Genomic DNA, 14,539 nt, shown 5'->3' on the forward strand with positions numbered 1-14,539 from the left:
GGAGGACCTATCCTGCGATCTTGCCGTTACCCTTGTTTGGGTGAGAGGCGCGAGATGGACGATCGACCAAAGCAGACCAAGAGCCTGACGCAGGATGACGGGTTCGTCCGGGTCCGGGGTGCGCGCGAGCACAACCTTAGGAATGTCGACGTCCGCATTCCGCGCAACGTCCTCGTCGTGTTCACGGGCGTGTCGGGCTCCGGGAAATCCTCGCTCGCCTTCGGCACGATCTATGCCGAGGCGCAGCGGCGCTACCTGGAATCGGTGTCGCCCTATGCGCGGCGCCTGTTCCACCAGATGCAGATCCCCGAGGTCGACGACATCGAAGGCCTGCCGCCGGCGGTGGCGCTGCAGCAGCAGCGCGGGGCGCCGACGACGCGGTCCTCGGTCGGCAGCGTCAGCACCATCTCGAACCTGCTCCGGATGCTCTATTCCCGCGCCGGCGACTATCCGCGCGGCCAAGCGATGCTCTATGCGGAGGCGTTCTCGCCCAACACGCCGGAGGGCGCCTGCCCGACCTGCCACGGCATCGGCCGGATGCTCGACGTCACCGAGAAGTCCATGGTACCCGACGACACCAAGACGATCCGCGAGCGCGCTGTCGCGGCCTGGCCGAGTGCCTGGCAGGGCCAGAACCTCCGGGACATCCTGACGACGCTGGGCTACGACGTGGACAAGCCCTGGCGCGAATTGCCCAAGAAGGACCGCGACTGGATCCTGTTCACCGAGGAGCAGCCGACCGTTCCTGTCTATGCCGGCTACGATGCCGCCGAGGTCAAGCGGGCGCTACGCCGCAAGGAGGAACCGAGCTATCAGGGCACCTTCACCGGCGCCAAGCGCTACGTGATGCAGACCTACGCCAAGTCCGAGAGCGCGATGATGAAGCGCCGCGTCGCGCAATTCATGATCACGCGGGACTGCCCGACCTGCCACGGCACAAGGCTGAAGCCCGAGGCGCTCAAGGTGAGGTTCGCAGGATTCAACATCGCCGAGATGTCGCACCTGCCGCTCAAGCAGTTGCACGAGGTGATCAAGCCATTTGCGAGAGCTTCGTCGGACAAATCGGAGAAGACCGTTGTTGCCAGGCGCATCTGCGAGGATCTGTCGGCGCGCCTCGCCGTCCTGCTCGATCTCGGCCTCGGCTATCTCGCCTGCGAACGCAGCACGCCGACGCTGTCACCGGGCGAATTGCAGCGGCTGCGTCTGGCGACCCAAGTCCGCTCCAACCTGTTCGGCGTCGTCTATGTGCTCGACGAGCCGTCGGCCGGCCTGCATCCCGCCGACACTGAGGCGCTGCGGCGCGCACTGGACCGGCTGAAAGGTGCCGGCAACTCCATCTTCGTGGTCGAGCATGAGATAGAAGTGATCAGGCACGCGGACTGGCTGGTGGATGTCGGCCCGGACGCCGGCGACGGCGGCGGGCTCATTCTCTACAGCGGGCCCCCGGCGGGGCTCGGCGCGATCGCGCAATCGCGGACCGCGCATTATCTCGCGCATCCCCGCAAGAAGCTGCCGACGGTCCGCCGCGAGCCGGAAGGACATCTGAAGCTCAGGGGCGTGACCCGCAACAATCTGCGCGGCCTCGACGTCGACATTCCGCTCGGAATCATCGCCAGCATCACCGGTGTGTCGGGCTCCGGCAAATCCAGCCTGATCAGCCAATTCCTCGTCGATACCGTGGCCGCGCATCTCGGCCATTCGCTTGCCACCGACACCGACGACGACAGCTTGGCGCCGACCGTCGAGACGCTGGGCGGCAAGATCGTAGCCGGCCTCGACCACGTCAACCGCCTCGTCGTCGTCGACCAGAAGCCGATCGGCCGCACGCCGCGCTCCAACCTTGCGACCTATACCGGCCTGTTCGATCACGTGCGAAAACTGTTCGCGGCGACGCCGCAGGCAAAGTCGCGCCGCTACGACGCCGGCCGCTTCTCCTTCAACGTCGCCAAGGGCCGCTGTGCGACCTGCGAGGGCGAGGGCTTCGTCTGCGTCGAGTTGTTGTTCCTGCCCAGCGTCTACGCGCCCTGCCCGACCTGCAAGGGTGCGCGCTACAACGACAAGACGCTGGAGGTGAAGATCAGCGGCAAATCCATCGCGGACGTGCTGGCGATGCGCGTCGACGAGGCCTTCGAGTTCTTCGAGCGCGATTCCGCACTGAACCGGTCGCTGTCGGTCGTGCGCGAGGTCGGGCTCGGCTATATCCGCCTCGGCCAGTCCGCGACCGAGCTGTCGGGCGGCGAAGCCCAACGCATCAAGCTCGCGACCGAGCTGATGCGTCCGCAACGCGGCCACACGCTCTATGTCCTGGACGAGCCGACCACCGGCCTTCACCCGCGCGACGTCGAGCGCCTGATCGCGCAGCTCGAACGCATCGTGGACGGCGGCAACAGCGTGATCGTGGTCGAGCATGACATGGACGTCGTGGCGCACAGCGACTGGATCATCGATCTTGGGCCTGGCGCCGGTGACGAAGGCGGCCGTGTCGTCGCATCGGGGACGCCCGAGCAGGTCGCCAAGGCCGGCGGAAAGACCGCGCCTTATCTGGCGCGGCGCCTGGCGCAATAGCGCGCGCAGCGATCGTCGGCACGGTCGCCTCGCGGTCATCTCGCAATTGCGTTCTATGCCGCGAGCGGCGGACCTCGACTTTCGCGATGTTGACTTTCCTCCGTCCCGCTCCCCATACTTCGCGACAACAACAAGATCGAACGACGGTTTTGAGGGAGGATAGGATGCCGACTTCACGCAGGCAGCTGCTGAAGACCTCGGCGGCTGCCGCCGCCGCACTCAGCCTCGATTGGACACGCGCCCAGGCACAAGCCGAGAATTTACGTATCGGCCTGGTCTACGACCTCACCGGCCCCTTCGCCGCCGGCGGCTCGGTCGCCTCGTCGATCGGGGCGCAGATCGCCATCGATCTCGTCAACGAGAAGGGCGGTGTCGGCGGCAAATACAAGGTTGCTCCGGTCGCCGCGGATTCGCAGAGCAAGCCCGACGTTGCGATCAACGAGGCCGAACGCCTGATCAGCCAGGAGAAGATCGACATCCTCAACGGCGTCTATGCGAGCTCGCATGCGGTGCCGCTCGCGGCCAAGGTCGAGCAGCAGAAGAAGATCCTCTGGATCACGACAGCGGTCTCGACCGCCGTGTTCAAGGACAAGAACCTGCAATACGTGTTTCGCGCGCAGATCCATTCGGATCAATACGGCCAAGCCTTTGCAAGCTTCCTCACCGAGCATGCCAAAGCCAAGCTCGGCATGGACCCGAAGGAGGTCAAGGTCGCGTTGATCCACGAGGACGGCCCCTATGGCGTCGGCGTTGCTTCTGCCGACGAGACTTACGCCAAGGAGGCCGGCATCCAGGTCGTGCTGCGCGAGGGCTATTCGGCCTCCGCGCCCGACCTGTCGGTGCTGGTGACGAAGATCAAGCGTGCCAAGGCCGACGTGATCTCGCATGCGGGCTACAACCCCGACATCACCCTGTTCCTGCGCCAGGCGCGTGAGAGCGGATTGCGCTTCAAGATGCTGTTCGGAGCCGGCGCCGGCTACAGCCAGCTCGACAAGCTGCGTGCCACTTTCGGCGCCGACATCGACAATTTCTGCAACATCGACCCGGTGCCGGCGCAGCTGCTCGATCCCGCCAAGCTCGCGCCCGGAATGGGCGATCTGATCAAGACCATGGTCAGTCGCTACCAGGCCAAGACCGGCGCCACCGACGTACCGCCGCACTGCTCGATGGGCTTCAACCAGACCTGGGTGCTGCTCAACCACGTGCTGCCGGTCGCCAAGGAGAAGTACGGCAGCTTCGAGCCCGAGGCGATCCGGAAAGCGGCGCTCGACGTCGACATCCCCGCCGGCGGCACGATCCAGGGCTATGGCGTGAAATTCTTCCCGCCGGGCACGCCGCTCTCCGGCCAGAACGAACGCTCGACGCCAGTCGTGATGCAGAACGCCGGCGAGCACATTTCCGTGGTGTGGCCGACGAACATTCGTACGCAGGACCCGGTCTTCCCGCTGCCGAAGGGCTCGACCTACGGGGCGTGAGGGAGGCACGGGCGGGGTACACCCTCTCCCCTTGCGGGAGAGGGTGGCTCGCCGCGTAGCGGCGAGACGGGTGAGGGGTTGTCTCCGCGCGTGAACCCTCTCGCTTTCGCATTCGCTGAAGCAACCCCTCATCCGGCGCTTCGCGCCACCTTCTCCCACAAGGGGAGAAGGGTTCGCGGCGTGCGTGTGATTTACAACACCACCCGTCTCCCCTCCTCCGCCGCCCAATACCCGGCGTAGTTCACCTTGATCGTCTCATAGGCCAGCGCGAGATCCGACAGCGGCTGGCGTCCGGTCGCGGCGCACTCCATGAAGTCCTGGATCTCCTGCAAATAGCCGCGCGTCCATTCCTCCTCGAGGCAGACATATTGCCAGCCGGTTTTGCGGTCGACCTTCTCGGTGATGTAGACGCTCGCGAGCTTCTCCTCGCTGGTCTGGTAGCTCATCAGATGATTGTTCGGCGTGATGTTGGCGAACAGGGAGCCGCCGCTCGTATAGGTCTCGATCAGATTGCGCACGCCGCCCATGATCATGTCGCCGGAGAACACGGTGGCCTTGGTGCCGTCGGAGAAGGTTGCGGTGAGCGTACCCCAATCCTCGACGTCGACGGGATTGGCCTTGATGTAGCTGCGTTCCTCCGGCTTCAAGCCGGCGGTGACGTTGCCGACATCGCCGGTGACACTGGCGACGCGGATGCGCTCGCCGCGCGCCTTGGCTTCGACCTGCTTCAGATACAGCACGGCCGAGAGCGGATGGCAGCCCATGCGGATCAGCGAGCCGCCGCCCGTCATCGCCCATTGCGCAGCATGCGCGGCGTGCGAGCCGGAATGGCTCTCCTCGCCCTTCATGAACAGGATCTTGTCCTTGGTCGCCTTGATGATCTCGACGGTCTTGGTCACGGCCGGCGCGTAGATCCAGTCCTCGGCATACATGAAGAGCTTGTCCGTGCGCTCGATCGCGGCTCGCGTCCTGTCCATCTCCTCGATCACGCGCTCATACATCAGCGCCTTCGGCACGTGCTTGCCGATCGGCTGCTGATCGCCTTCGCGGCCGAAATAGCCGGCGAACGGCTTTTCGCAGATGACATGCTTGCCGGCCTGCATGGCGGCGACGATCATCTCGGCATGAAGATTGGGCGGGGTGCAGATGTCGACGACATCGAGATCGCGGTCTGCGATCAGCTCGGCGAAGCTGCGGTAAACACGCGGGATATTGTGATGGCGGGCGAACGCGACAACCCTGTCGCCGCGGGCAGCGACCGCCGCGACCTCGACGTCAACGCCATAGACGCGCCGGAACGCATACATGTGCAGCTCCGACACGAAGCCGCAGCCGACGAGTCCCACCCTGATCCTGTCCATAGCGCCCCCTTTGCAATGGGCGGCACTATAGCGCGCCTGGAGGCCTAATCCACCGAGACGCGCACCACGCCGGCGCTCATCATGCCGAGCGCGCGGGCGGCGGGCACCGAGAGATCGACGATGCGGCCGCGGATGAACGGGCCACGATCATTGACGCGGCACTGGATCGTGCGTCCGCTGTAGGACACCCTGAGCACGGTGCCGAACGGGCGCGTGCGGTGGGCGCAGGTCAGCTCGCCGACTTTGCCGGCTTTTGCGTATCCGTAGTAAGAAGCAAGCCCGCTTTCAGCGTGGGCAACAGAAAAGGCAAAAAGCAAAAAGCTGGCCAGAGCTACCAATAGCGTCGTCTGCGCTTGCACGGCACCCTCCCGGTTCCCTGCCCGGCCCTGCAAACGTCGCTTTGTTCCTCAAAGTTCCAGGAGCATTGCCGGGCGATGCCCGGCAATGCCATCACACTTTGTTACTGCCGGTGGAACACCAGCGTGCGGACCTCGATGCTTTCGCGGGGCGCCGCATCGGCCGGCGTGGTCGGATCGAGGAACGCGGTGTGCGGCCCGAAGCGGGTGCGGCCGTCGGTTGCGGAATCGTAGCACTTCAGCAGCAGCGCCTCGTCCGGCGTCATCTCAGGGAAATAGAACCAGCGGTGGTTCGGATTGTATTTCACCGAATAGGTCTCGCCGCGGCGGTTGGGATAGATCAGGTCGGAAGCGACGAGGTCTTCCGGCGCCACCGTCGTGCCGTCGGCCATGGCGAGCGGTGAATCGCGCAAGGGGCCGCGGATCGGCCGCCACAGATTGATCACCTGCACGCGGCCTTTCAGCAGCTCCTCGGCCTCGTCGGGCAGATGCTCGCGCACGCGGTTGGCACCGGAGATTGCGGTCTGGTCGACATGGACGCGCGTGGCCGGCTGGCGCGGCCCGCCGTCACGGATATCAGGCGCGCCTTCGACACGCTTGCGCACGGTGTGGTCGAAGATGAAGACGCGGTCGGCCTTCAGCGTCGCGCGCAGGAACGCTTCGACCGCTGGATAGTAAACGCTGCGGATTTCGTCGTCGTTGTAAAAATCCTTCACCTGCGTCGGGTGACGCACCAGCGCAAAGCCCTCGCGGTCCAGCGAGAAATTCTGCGCGATCAGCCGCGCATCGAAGATCGGGACCTGGTGCGGCTCCGGCAGCGAGGTGCTTTTCGGCTCACCCGGCGGCGGATCGAAGGCGTAGGTGCGCGGCTTGCCGTCGATTGGTGCGAGATAGTTGAGTTCGGCAGTGACGAAGGGAAGCGATTCGATTTTTGTTTCTTGCAGGCCCATGGCCGGTCTCCCGATGTGGTCGTCGGATTGATTTTTGACGGGGCGCGACGTGGCGCAAGGGAGGCGGTGCAAATAGCAATGAGAGTGTTGTCGGGCGGAGAGAATGCAGAAGGAATATTTCGAAGAAGGCGATTGCGCTGGAAACCATCGCCTCTCCTCACGAGTCCTTGAGGTGCTCGTGAGAGCGTTTCTCCTTCTCCCCTTGTGGGAGAAGGTGGCGCGAAGCGCCGGATGAGGGGTATCTACCCGTGAACTCGACTGTGAGAGGTGAGCACGCGGAGGGAGACCCCTCACCCGTCTCGCCGCTACGCGGCGAGCCACCCTCTCCCACAAGGGGAGAGGGGAAGAAGCGGCGTTGCCACCGAGAAAAAGGGCTACAACCCCGCCTTCGCAATCGCGTCCGTGAACGAGCGATCGACGATCCCCGCGGCATCGAGCTTCTGCTTGATCAGTCCCCAGCGGAAATACAGGTCGATCGTGCTCTGCTCGTCCGCGATCACGCCGTCGTCGATCGGCGCGATGCGGATCTTTGCGCGCGACAGCCAGTTCTGCGGCACGGCGGTCGGGATGTTCATCAGCCTGCCCCAGGTCGCGGCGTAGCTGTCGATGTTGTTCAGCGACCACGCCCGCGCCGCGGTGAGGCGGCGGATGAAGTCGGTCAGCTCCGCGCGCTTGTCGCGGATGGCCTCGGGCCGCGCCACCTGGAAGCTCAGCCCTGGCGTAAGCCCTTCCGACGTGATGATGCGGCGCGACCTGAACAGCACCTCCTCCTGGCTCACATAAGGCTCCCAGGTCGACCACGCATCGACAGAGCCTTGCGTGTAGGCGATCTTGGCGTCCGACGGCGCCAGGAATGCGATCTGCACGTCGCTCGCAGCCCAGCCATTCTTCTCGAGCGCGGCGAGGATCAGCTGATGACCGATCGAGCCGCGGCCCGTCGCGATCTTCTTGCCGCGCAAATCGGCAAAACTCTTGATCGGCGAAGTCTCGGGCACGAGGATCGCAAGCCCCTCGCGCGTCTGCCTGATGGCGGCGATCGCCTTCACCGGCGCGCCGGAGGCGGCGGCAAAGGTGAAGGGCGCATCGCCAACGAGGCCGGTCTCGATCGCGCCGGCGCTGAGCGCTTCCAGGAGTGGCGCGGCCGCGGGAAACTCTTTCCACTCGATCTTGTATGGGACGTCCTTGAGCACGCCGGCCGCTTCCATCACGGCCTGCGCATTGCCCTTCTGGTCCCCGACGCGCAAGGTGGTTTGCGCGGCTGCAACTTCAAGCGAAGCGAACAGCAGCGCGCCGGCCAACATGAGGCGGATCATTCCGCGGCCTCGCCGCGAATGGCCTGGCGCTTGGCAACCAGCTCGCGCGTCAGCGGGATCAGCTCGCGGCCGTAGTCGATGGCATCGATCAGCGGATCGAAGCCGCGGATCAGGAAATGGCTGATGCCGAGATCGTAATAATCGCCGAAGACCTCCGCGACCTGCTCGGGCGTACCGACCAGCGCCGTGGTGTTGCTGTTGGCGCCGGTGAGCTTTGCGATCTCGGTCCAGAGCCGCTTGTCGATCCGGCTGCCCTGGTCGGCGAGCGCGAGCAGTCGCCGGGCGCCGGCCGTGGCATGGCCGTCGGCGGGCTTGCGATAGCCGGTCTTGTCCTGCAGCGCAGTGGCCCGCGCCAGAATCTCCTCGGCTTTCTCCCAGGCCTGCTTCTCGGTCGGCGCAATGATCGGCCGCACCGACAGGCTGAAGCGCGGCGTCGGCCGCCCCTGCCGCACCGCCGCGTTATGGACGCGCGAGGTCACGTCGCGCACCTGCGCGTAGGATTCGCCCCACAGCGCAAAGGTATCGGCGTGCTTGCCGGCGACGTCGATCGCCGCATCCGAGGCGCCGCCGAAATAGACGCGGATGCCTTCGGGACGATAGGGCTTCACCTGCGAGAACGCGTTCTCGACCTGGTAATATTTGCCCCTGTAGGTGAACGGCTTGTCGCTGGTCCATTCCAGCTTGAGCACGTCGAGGAATTCGGAGGTGCGGGCATAGCGCTCGTCCTTGTCGTCGAGCGTGTTGCCGTCCTGCCGCAGCTCGGTCGCGTTGCCGCCAGTGATGACGTGGAGGGCAACACGGCCGCGGGAAAACTGATCGAGCACCGCGAACTGCCGCGCCAGCAATGTTGGCGCGGTGAAGCCGGGCCGCTGCGCGATCAGCACGTTGAGCCGGGACGTCGTGTTCAGGACGTGCTGCGCCACCTGGAGCGCGTCGGGCGAGGTCGAATGGAATGCCAGCAGCGCCCGATCGAAGCCGGCATTCTCATGCGCATTCGCCACCGTCTCGATGTGGGTGGGATTGAGGACCGGCCCTTCGCGAACGACGGTTTCCGACGAATTGTTGTTGCTGATGAAGCCGATGAACTCGATCGACATGATCGTCTCCCTGTTGAGGTCCTAGAGGCCCAGTGCGAGGCGGCCGAGGTCGATGCGCGTGGAATCGTCCTGCGGCGTGTGCACACGGCCGCACAGCACGTCGCGATAATGCCGCTCCAGCGGATTGGCGCGGGACAGGCCGTGATTGCCGGTGAGCGACAGCGCATCCTCGACCACGGCAACGGCATTGTTGGTCACGGTGAGCTTGATGACGTTGGACTCGCTCGCGGCGAGCTCGACGCCGTCATCGAAGTCGCGGGCGAACGTGTCGATCAGCCGCGCGTTGACCGCAAGCCGCGCCTCAATCGCGCCGAGGATCTCCTGAGCGCGCGGCAAAGTCGCCAGCGGCGCGCCGAGGCTGGCGGGCACGCGCTGCTTCAGAAACGTGATCAGCCAGTCGCGCGCGGCACGCGCAACGCCGTCATAGATCGCGGCGACGAAGACGGTGTGGACGGTCGCTTGCGTGACGTCGAGCGTGCGCCAGTCCGCCGGCTTGCGCACATCGACCTCGCCATCGAGCGGGATCACGACGTCGTCGAAGATGACATCATGGCTGCCGCTGGCGCGCAGGCCGTGATGATCCCAGGTCTCGACGATGCGCGTGCCCGGCAGGCCGGCGGGCACCAGGAACTGGCCGACCCGCGGCTCGGCCTCGTCGGTGCGCGCCCAGACCAGGTACCATTTCAGGATCGGCGATCCCGTCGAATAGATCTTGTGGCCGGAAAGGCGCCAGCCAGTTTCGGTGCGCCGCGCGATCGTCGCCGGCAGGCCGCCACGTGCGGGCGAACCGAGCTCCGGCTCCACGCGCAGCGCGTTGATGAGTGCAAGGCCCTCGACGCTCTCGCGCGCGAGCTTGCGCGACAGCCGCGCCGGCCAATTCGGGCTGCGCGCCATCACGAGATGATTGATGTAATGCATCGACAGGACCAGCGCGGTCGACGGATCGGCCTTGCCGAGGATGCCGAGCACGCGCGCGGCATACCGCGCGCCGGCACCGGCGCCGCCATGGACCGCCGGCACGGTCAGCGACAGCAAGCCCGCCTCCGACAGCTCGCGAAAATTCTCGAAGGGAAAGCTGCCGATGCGGTCGTGCTCGGCCGCGCGCGCGGCAAAGCTTGTGGCAAGCGTCGCTGCGCCGGCGATGTAGTCGGGCTCGCTGTGAGCCCTGCGGCCCTTGGCTATGGAGGTCACCATGTGGCGTCCAGCCCCAACAAGCCAAGGATCTGGCGGCGCAGGTCAGCCAGATACGGATCGCCGCGATGGCGCGGATACGGACGATCGACGCGGATATCGGCCTTCACCCGCGCGGGACGCTCGCTGAACACGATGACGCGGTTGGCGAGCACCAGCGCCTCCTCGGCATCATGCGTCACCAGCAGCGTGGTAAACCCCTTGCGCTGCCAGAGTGAGACGAGCTCGGCCTGCATGGTGATGCGGGTCAGCGAGTCCAGTTTTCCCAGCGGCTCGTCCAGGATCAGGATCTTGGGATCGTTGACCAGCGCCCGTGCCAGCGCGACGCGCTGCGCCATGCCGCCGGAGAGCTGGTGCGGATAGGCGTTGCGGAACGACGAAAGCCCGACGAGGTCGAGCGCGTCATCGACGCGCTGGCGCTGGCTCCTCAAAATGCCCTGGGCCTCGAGGCCCAGGGCGACGTTGTCCCAGACCGACCGCCAGGGAAACAGGGTCGGATCCTGGAACACGACGACGCGCGACGGATGCGGGCTCCTGATGCGCGCCTCGTCCTCCCGCAGCCTTCCTGCCTTCGGCTTGTCGAGCCCGGCGACCAGCCGCAGCAGGGTCGACTTGCCGCAGCCGGACGGGCCGAGCAGCGCGACGAACTCGCCGGGCTCGACCGAAATTGAAACATCGCTCAGCACCGGCAGCTCGGTCCCGTCGATGTCGAAGGCGTGGCTGACCTGCTCGATGTCGAGCGCGGCGCCGGCGGCTGGATGCGTAACCGCTTCGGCAAGAGCTGTGGCTACCATTTGACGGTCCCCCTCTGCCAGACCAGGAGACGATCGCGGATCGCAAACAGCAGCGTGATCGCGCCGGAGCAGAGCAGCGACATCACGATCAGCGCCGCGTACATGTTGGCGTAGGCGGCCCAGCCCTGCGCCCATTGCAGGTACCAGCCGAGCCCGGCCTTGACTCCGATCATCTCGGCAACGACGAGCACGGCGAAGGACGCGCCGAGACCCATGAACAGGCCGACGAAGACGTGCGGCAGCGCCGCCGGGATCGCGACCTTCAGCACCAGGAACGACGGCTTTGCCCCCAGCGTGCGCGCGACGTCGTAATAGGCGTTGCTGACGCTCGCGACGCCGGACCAGGTCAGCACCGTCACGGGAAACCCCGTCGCCAGCGCGATCAGGAAGGTCGAGGCGCTCCAGCTCGACGGGAAGGTGAAGAAGGCAATCGGCAGCCAGGCGGTCGCCGGCAGCGGGCCGATGAAGCGCAGCACCGGATGCACCCAATAGCCGACCGCGCGCGACCAGCCGATCGAGACGCCGGTCAAAAAGCCGATCGTCGCGCCGATCAGATAGCCGCCGAGCTGCAGCTTCACGGATGCGAACACGCTGTCGAGCAGCTTCGGCAGATCGTCGGTATAGACCTCGATGATCGCCTGCGGCGGCGGGAAGAACGGCAGTGGCAGCCAGGCGAATTTTGCGGTCGCGACCTCCCAGACCGTCAGGAACACTCCGAGCGCGACCAGCCACGGCGCGCGCTTGTGCAGCGCCTGTCCCGCCGCTCCCAGATAGTCGGCCCCGATGGTGCCGAACAGCGCGATCGCCGCGATGATACGGATGCGGGCTCCTGATGCGCGCCTCGTCCTCCCGCAGCCTTCCTGCCTTCGGCTTGTCGAGCCCGGCGACCAGCCGCAGCAGGGTCGACTTGCCGCAGCCGGACGGGCCGAGCAGCGCGACGAACTCGCCGGGCTCGACCGAAATTGAAACATCGCTCAGCACCGGCAGCTCGGTCCCGTCGATGTCGAAGGCGTGGCTGACCTGCTCGATGTCGAGCGCGGCGCCGGCGGCTGGATGCGTAACCGCTTCGGCAAGAGCTGTGGCTACCATTTGACGGTCCCCCTCTGCCAGACCAGGAGACGATCGCGGATCGCAAACAGCAGCGTGATCGCGCCGGAGCAGAGCAGCGACATCACGATCAGCGCCGCGTACATGTTGGCGTAGGCGGCCCAGCCCTGCGCCCATTGCAGGTACCAGCCGAGCCCGGCCTTGACTCCGATCATCTCGGCAACGACGAGCACGGCGAAGGACGCGCCGAGACCCATGAACAGGCCGACGAAGACGTGCGGCAGCGCCGCCGGGATCGCGACCTTCAGCACCAGGAACGACGGCTTTGCCCCCAGCGTGCGCGCGACGTCGTAATAGGCGTTGCTGACGCTCGCGACGCCGGACCAGGTCAGCACCGTCACGGGAAACCCCGTCGCCAGCGCGATCAGGAAGGTCGAGGCGCTCCAGCTCGACGGGAAGGTGAAGAAGGCAATCGGCAGCCAGGCGGTCGCCGGCAGCGGGCCGATGAAGCGCAGCACCGGATGCACCCAATAGCCGACCGCGCGCGACCAGCCGATCGAGACGCCGGTCAAAAAGCCGATCGTCGCGCCGATCAGATAGCCGCCGAGCTGCAGCTTCACGGATGCGAACACGCTGTCGAGCAGCTTCGGCAGATCGTCGGTATAGACCTCGATGATCGCCTGCGGCGGCGGGAAGAACGGCAGTGGCAGCCAGGCGAATTTTGCGGTCGCGACCTCCCAGACCGTCAGGAACACTCCGAGCGCGACCAGCCACGGCGCGCGCTTGTGCAGCGCCTGTCCCGCCGCTCCCAGATAGTCGGCCCCGATGGTGCCGAACAGCGCGATCGCCGCGATGATGAAGGCCGCAATGCCGAGCGAATGCGTGCGCGACCAGTCGCCGACGTCCTGCCACCACAGGCAGGACAGCCCGAAGGCGATCCAGGCGATGCTGGCGAGCGCGCCAGTGCCGGATTCCCGGATCCAGCTCGCCAGCAGCGGCGCGCGCGAGGTGCGCGGCGCGCCGGAGGCGAGTCCGTCAGACAGCGAATACGTCGACATAGATGCGCTCCGCGAATTTGGCGGTGTCGGTGCTCTGCTTGAACACCTGCACGCTCTTGAGATCGTCGGCATAGGCCTTGAGCTCGCGCTTCAGGATGTCGCCGACGGGATGATGATGGTGGGTGTGGTAGCGCACCATGCCCTCGATATCGGCCAGCGTCGCCGCCTTGGGCGCATAGGGCTGGAACGATTTCGCCGCGACCGTCGCATTCTGCGCGGTGAACATCGCCGCATCGAGCAGCGCCTGGGTGATGGCGCGCGCGACTTGAGGCTCCTCGCGCACGAGCGAGCCGCGCAGGCCGAGGATGCAGCAGCTCTTCTCGCGGTACTCGCCGTCGAGATTGGAGGCGACCTCCTTGTACTGCGTGTCCTTGAGCCAGAGATAGGCCAGCGGGTCGGACGATAGAAACGCCTGCACCTCGCCCTTCTCCACCGCGACATTGAGCAGGTTGCCGGGATAGGCGCGCCAATCGACGTCCTTGACCGGATCGATGCCGAGCTTGGCCAGCTGGATCGAGAAGAAATTCTTGTCGGGACCGGCGAGATCGCCGACCGCGACGATCTTGCCCTTGAGGTCGGCAAGCTTCGAGACGCCGGAATCCGTGCGCGACAGCACGCGCATGCAGCCGCCATGGGTGCCGGCGGCGATCTTGACGTCAAAGCCCTGCTCCAGCGGCTTCAGCCAGCGCAGCGCCATGCCGAGACCGGCATCGCTCTTGCCCGTCGCGATGGCCTCGAGCAGCTGGTCGGTCGAACCGGAATAGTTGACGAGCTCGACGTCGAGATTGTGCTTCTGGAAGAAGCCGTGCTCGATTGCGACAGGCACCGGCGCGAGGCAGACGGCACCGGCATTCCACGACAGCTTCAGCTTGCGCGGCGCGCCGGTGAGCGCGGGCGCGTCGGAGGCCGTGCGGCACAGCGGAAACTCGGAGAAGTCGACACCGGGCACGATGGCCCGCGGTGCGAAGGCCTGCGCGCCCAGCGCGCCGAGCGGCGCTGCGAAAGCCGCCGCAAGCCCGGCCTGAAGCAGGTGGCGCCGGTCGAGTGTCGATCCGCTGCGCTCGTTGTCGTTGGTCATCTGCCCCTGGCTCCTGCTGGCACGGCTCCGCCGTGTGCGCAACGGGTCGCGTTGCGCATGTTCCGTGCGGAGCTGCGTTGAGAGAAAATTGTTCCGTCGGCGCTTCCCGCGCCGCGTTGATGCGATGCGCAAATCATGCGGCGCGTTCGCTGCATCGTCAATGAAATGGATTTTCGAATGTTGCGCGAAGGAAGGTCATTCTCTCCACCCGCGGATGCGGGAGCGATGAAAGGATTTTCGCGGATGCATCGGCA

General features: G+C 65.9%; 12 protein-coding genes and 1 pseudogene. 2 read left to right on the top strand and 11 right to left on the bottom strand.

The annotated features are described in order from the left end of the window. Positions 1-54 precede the first annotated feature (54 nt). Both uvrA and ACNJYA_RS30755 read left to right on the top strand, forming a co-directional pair. Positions 55-2,565, top strand: coding sequence for an excinuclease ABC subunit UvrA (uvrA, locus tag ACNJYA_RS30750; RefSeq protein WP_212258305.1), 2,511 nt, complete (start codon positions 55-57; stop codon positions 2,563-2,565). 164 nt (positions 2,566-2,729) lie between these two features. Then, positions 2,730-4,040, top strand: a complete 1,311-nt coding sequence (locus tag ACNJYA_RS30755) for an ABC transporter substrate-binding protein (RefSeq protein ID WP_212258307.1) — start codon at positions 2,730-2,732, stop codon at positions 4,038-4,040. A gap of 191 nt (positions 4,041-4,231) precedes the next feature. Here ACNJYA_RS30755 and ACNJYA_RS30760 read toward each other — a convergent pair whose 3' ends face one another. The 11 genes and pseudogenes from ACNJYA_RS30760 to ACNJYA_RS30810 all read right to left on the bottom strand — a co-directional run bounded on the left by ACNJYA_RS30760 (position 4,232) and on the right by ACNJYA_RS30810 (position 14,285). After that, positions 4,232-5,401 carry a Gfo/Idh/MocA family protein gene (locus tag ACNJYA_RS30760; RefSeq protein ID WP_212258309.1) on the bottom strand — a complete coding sequence of 390 codons (1,170 nt, stop codon included), beginning with the start codon at positions 5,399-5,401 and terminating at the stop codon, positions 4,232-4,234. Positions 5,402-5,445: 44 nt separating this feature from the next. Continuing rightward, complete coding sequence (locus tag ACNJYA_RS30765; RefSeq protein ID WP_212258310.1) at positions 5,446-5,760, bottom strand: septal ring lytic transglycosylase RlpA family protein; 315 nt, start codon at positions 5,758-5,760, stop codon at positions 5,446-5,448. Positions 5,761-5,861: 101 nt separating this feature from the next. After that, complete coding sequence (locus ACNJYA_RS30770; RefSeq protein ID WP_212258312.1) at positions 5,862-6,707, bottom strand: CmcJ/NvfI family oxidoreductase; 846 nt, start codon at positions 6,705-6,707, stop codon at positions 5,862-5,864. A gap of 374 nt (positions 6,708-7,081) precedes the next feature. Next, complete coding sequence (locus ACNJYA_RS30775) at positions 7,082-8,020, bottom strand: ABC transporter substrate-binding protein (protein ID WP_212258313.1); 939 nt, start codon at positions 8,018-8,020, stop codon at positions 7,082-7,084. Next, on the bottom strand, positions 8,017-9,117 hold the full coding sequence (locus ACNJYA_RS30780) for an LLM class flavin-dependent oxidoreductase (protein WP_212258315.1): 1,101 nt from the start codon (positions 9,115-9,117) through the stop codon (positions 8,017-8,019). Before ACNJYA_RS30780 ends, ACNJYA_RS30775 begins: the two co-directional genes overlap by 4 nt. Before the next feature lie 21 nt (positions 9,118-9,138). Beyond that, positions 9,139-10,311, bottom strand: coding sequence for an acyl-CoA dehydrogenase family protein (locus ACNJYA_RS30785; protein WP_439401232.1), 1,173 nt, complete (start codon positions 10,309-10,311; stop codon positions 9,139-9,141). Further along, positions 10,305-11,102, bottom strand: a complete 798-nt coding sequence (locus ACNJYA_RS30790; protein WP_212258323.1) for an ABC transporter ATP-binding protein — start codon at positions 11,100-11,102, stop codon at positions 10,305-10,307. Before ACNJYA_RS30790 ends, ACNJYA_RS30785 begins: the two co-directional genes overlap by 7 nt. Continuing rightward, on the bottom strand, positions 11,096-12,073 hold the full coding sequence (locus ACNJYA_RS30795; RefSeq protein WP_439401233.1) for an ABC transporter permease: 978 nt from the start codon (positions 12,071-12,073) through the stop codon (positions 11,096-11,098). Before ACNJYA_RS30795 ends, ACNJYA_RS30790 begins: the two co-directional genes overlap by 7 nt. Beyond that, positions 11,970-12,191: pseudogene (locus ACNJYA_RS30800) on the bottom strand (ATP-binding cassette domain-containing protein); the annotation flags it as partial. The gene ACNJYA_RS30795 and the pseudogene ACNJYA_RS30800, both read right to left, overlap by 104 nt. After that, positions 12,185-13,207 carry an ABC transporter permease gene (locus ACNJYA_RS30805; protein ID WP_439364254.1) on the bottom strand — a complete coding sequence of 341 codons (1,023 nt, stop codon included), beginning with the start codon at positions 13,205-13,207 and terminating at the stop codon, positions 12,185-12,187. The gene ACNJYA_RS30805 and the pseudogene ACNJYA_RS30800, both read right to left, overlap by 7 nt. Beyond that, positions 13,185-14,285 carry an ABC transporter substrate-binding protein gene (locus ACNJYA_RS30810; RefSeq protein ID WP_439364255.1) on the bottom strand — a complete coding sequence of 367 codons (1,101 nt, stop codon included), beginning with the start codon at positions 14,283-14,285 and terminating at the stop codon, positions 13,185-13,187. Before ACNJYA_RS30810 ends, ACNJYA_RS30805 begins: the two co-directional genes overlap by 23 nt. Positions 14,286-14,539: the final 254 nt, after the last annotated feature.

The sequence above is a fragment of the Bradyrhizobium sp. BLXBL-01 genome (assembly GCF_051853025.1).
GTDB lineage: Bacteria > Pseudomonadota > Alphaproteobacteria > Rhizobiales > Xanthobacteraceae > Bradyrhizobium.